We start from the raw sequence: 3,688 nt of genomic DNA on the forward strand, positions 1-3,688 counted from the left end.
TCCACGGCACAAAGGACGGATTTGCTCATGGTGTTACCTCTTGTTCAGTGGTGCGGGCTGCGCGGCCCCTTTGCAGGAAGGCGATGAGGCCCAGAAGGATGAGCGCGGGGATGAACGTCAGCTCTTTGGGCGGCTGGTTCTGGGGGGCCTGCACGGTGGTGATGCGCACCGGCTCGTCGGCGTAGTAGTCGAAGTTCGACAGCTCGTCCGAGACCGGGGTGCCGAACAGGGGCTCGTCGAGCTTCACCAGGCCGTCTTCCTCCAGCGGGATCAGACCCAGCGCCTCGATGCGGGCGGCACCATCAGCTTCGTCGCCGACCGTCAGCACCACCGTGGTCTCGGTCATGTTGCCGGTGTCAAAGTCGGGGCCTGCGACCTCGATGCGCAAGCTGCTGCCCGGGGCGGCCTCGCCCACGGCCTGTTCCAGCTGTGCGGGTTCGATCTGCGCGAAGGGCGGCGCGATCCGGTTCATGAAGAAGTCCGGGCGGAACAGCGCAAAGGCGATCAGGATCAGCGCCACGCTTTCATAGATGCGGTTCTTGGTCAGGAACCAACCCATGGTGCCGGCAGTGAAGATCAGGATCGCGATGGTGGCGGATATGGCCACCAGTATGCCCTGCACCCAGCCCACATCGATCAGCAGCAGATCGGTGTTGAAGATGAACACAAACGGCAGCGCCACGGTGCGCAAGCTGTAGAAGAAGGCGGTAAAGCCCGTCTTGATCGCGTCGCCTCCCGACACGGCGGCAGCGGCAAAGCTCGCCAGACCTACGGGTGGTGTCACATCGGCCATGATGCCGAAGTAAAACACGAACAGATGCACCGCGATCAACGGCACGATCAGACCGTCCTGCGCGCCCAGTTCGACAACCACACCGGCCATCAGCGAGCTGACAACGATGTAGTTCGCCGTGGTCGGCAGGCCCATGCCAAGGATCAGGCTGAGCAGACCCACCAGCGCCAGCATGGCGATCAGGTTGCCGCCCGACAGGAACTCGACCAGATCGGCCATCACCTGACCCACGCCGGTCAGCGTCACGGTGCCCACGATCACGCCTGCGGTGGCGGTGGCCAGCGCGATGCCGATCATGTTGCGCGCGCCATCGATCAGACCGTTCCACAGGTCAACCACACCGTCGCGGAAGGCGTTTGCGGTGTTGTTCTCGCCCCGGAAGATCGACTTCATCGGCTTCTGCGTCAGCAGGATCACGAACAGCAGCGAGGTCGCCCAGAAGGCCGACAGGCCCGGCGATTTCTGCTCGATCATCAGGAAGTAGACCAGCACGATGATCGGCAGCAGGTAATGCAGACCGGCCTTGTAGATGTCGGCAATGACCGGCAGTTCGACCTCTTTCGCGTTGGGATCATCGGGCACCAGATCCTCAACCCCCGAGGCCAGTTTCAGCAGGAACAGATAGGCCAGCACGATCAGGCCCGACAGCACCAGACCCGAGGCTCCGGGGATCAACGCAATGATGCCCTTGATCGGATACTGGATGCCATAACACAGCCCGGCAAAGCCCACGAAGAAGATCGCCATGCCGCCAATCGTGCGCCCCATCGAGACCACGCGGTTGCCCAGCGTCGGCATGTTCCGCTTCACCGCCTCCAGGTGCACGATATAGACCAGCGCGATGTAGGAAATCGCCGCTGGCAGGAAGGCGTGGGTGATCACCTCGACATAAGAGATGCCCACATATTCCACCATCAGAAAGGCCGCAGCGCCCATCACCGGCGGCATGATCTGACCGTTCACGGATGAGGCGACCTCGACCGAGCCCGCCTGTTCGCTGGAAAAGCCCACCCGCTTCATCAGCGGAATGGTGAAGGTGCCGGTGGTCACAACATTGGCGATGGATGACCCCGAGATCAGCCCGGTCGCCGCAGAACCCACCACAGCCGCCTTGGCCGGGCCGCCGCGCAGGTGACCCAGCGCGCCAAAGGCCATCTTGATGAAGTAATTGCCCGCGCCCGCCTTATCCAGCAACGCGCCGAACAGCACGAACAGGAAGACGAACTTGGTCGAGACGCCAAGCGCGATGCCAAACACACCCTCGGACGTAATCCACATATGGCTCATGGCCTTTTTCAGGCTGGCGCCCTTCCACTGGATCACCTCGGGCACCCAGTCGGACGAGCCAAAAAACACATAAGCCAGGAAAATCGTGGCAATGATCGCCATCGCGGGCCCAAGCGCGCGGCGCGCCGCCTCAAACAGCAGCAACAGGCCGCCCAGAGCCACCCATTTGTCCACGTCATCGGCCAGCAGGCCATTGTTCACGACTTTTTGGTAGAAGATATAACCATAGAGCGCGATCACCGCGCCCACCACGCCCATGATCCAGTCCTGAATCGGAATGTAGTCACGCGGGCTGGATTTCAGCGCCGGATAGGCCGCAAAGGCCAGAAAGATGGCAAAAGCCAGATGGATCTGGCGCGAGTTGTTCACCACGCTGCCCGGCAGCAGCATATTCGAGACCGGCGAGGCCAGTACCACCTGAAAGACCGACCACAGCACCGCGACGATGGCCAGGAAGATCCCCACATTGCCCGCCGGATTGCGCGCGCCCGCATCGGACGAGGCCACCAGATCCTGAAGCTCTTCTTCGGATAGCGGGCGGTTGGATTGTGTGTCGGAACTCATCAGGCGTCTCCCCGTCGCTGTGCGATCTTGTCGGGCCGTTTCGGCCTCATTGTCACCCAGCTCCCCGGGTGTGCAAAAAGGGCGCGCCCGTCACAGGCGCGCCCCGCATCAGGTCCGGCTTACTGCAGCCAGCCTTTTTCCTTGTAATACTTCTCGGCGCCCGGATGCAGCGGTGCCGACAGGCCATCTGCGATCATCTCTTCCGGCTGCAGGTTGGCAAAGGCCGGGTGCAGCTTTTTGAAGTCATCGAAGTTTTCAAAGACCGAGCTGACAACCGCATAGACCGCATCATCCGACACATCTGCCGAGGTCACAAAGGTCGCGCCCACACCAAAGGTCGTGGTGTCCGCGTCCGAGCCGCGATACATCCCGCCCGGAATGGTCGCGGTGCGGTAGTAGGAATTGCCGTCGATCAGACCGCTGATCGCATCACCGGTCACGTTCACCAGAACCGAGTCACAGGCCGTGGTGGCTTCCTGAATCGACCCCGACGGGTGACCCACGGTGTAGATCATCGCGTCCAGCTGGTTGTCGCACAGCGCCGCCGACTGTTCAGCCGCTTTCAGTTCCGAGGCCAGTTCAAAGTCATCAATGGTCCAGCCCATCGCTTCCAGCACAACATCCATCGTGCCGCGCTGACCCGAACCCGGGTTACCGATGTTCACGCGCTTGCCCTTGAGGTCCTCAAAGCTGGAAATGCCCGCATCGGCGCGCGCCACAACCGTGAACGGCTCGGGATGTACCGAGAACACCGCCCGCAGATTCTCAAACGCGCCCGCGTCCTCAAACTTCGAGGTGCCGTTATACGCATGATACTGCCAGTCCGACTGCGCCACACCAAACTCCAGCTCGCCCTCGCGAATGGTGTTGATGTTGTAAACCGACCCACCGGTCGATTCCACAGAACACCGAACCCCGTGCTCCTTGCGACCCTTGTTCACCAACCGGCAAATCGCACCACCCGTCGGATAATAAACACCCGTTACACCACCCGTCCCAATCGTGATAAACTCCTCAGCATACGCCGCAGGCGCTAAAAAGGCG

2 protein-coding genes are annotated in these 3,688 nt (G+C 61.5%); both read right to left on the bottom strand.

Annotation, left to right across the window (positions count from 1 at the left end; genetic code table 11):
* Nucleotides 1-25: 25 nt before the first annotated feature.
* Nucleotides 26-2,644, bottom strand: a complete 2,619-nt coding sequence (locus ACRZ9X_RS22350; RefSeq protein WP_480522299.1) for a TRAP transporter permease — start codon at nucleotides 2,642-2,644, stop codon at nucleotides 26-28.
* A 119-nt stretch (nucleotides 2,645-2,763) separates the two neighbouring features.
* Nucleotides 2,764-3,688: TAXI family TRAP transporter solute-binding subunit (locus ACRZ9X_RS22355; RefSeq protein ID WP_480522300.1), on the bottom strand; the 925-nt coding region annotated here is incomplete at its 5' end.

Source organism: Ruegeria sp. AL1, from assembly GCF_056540905.1.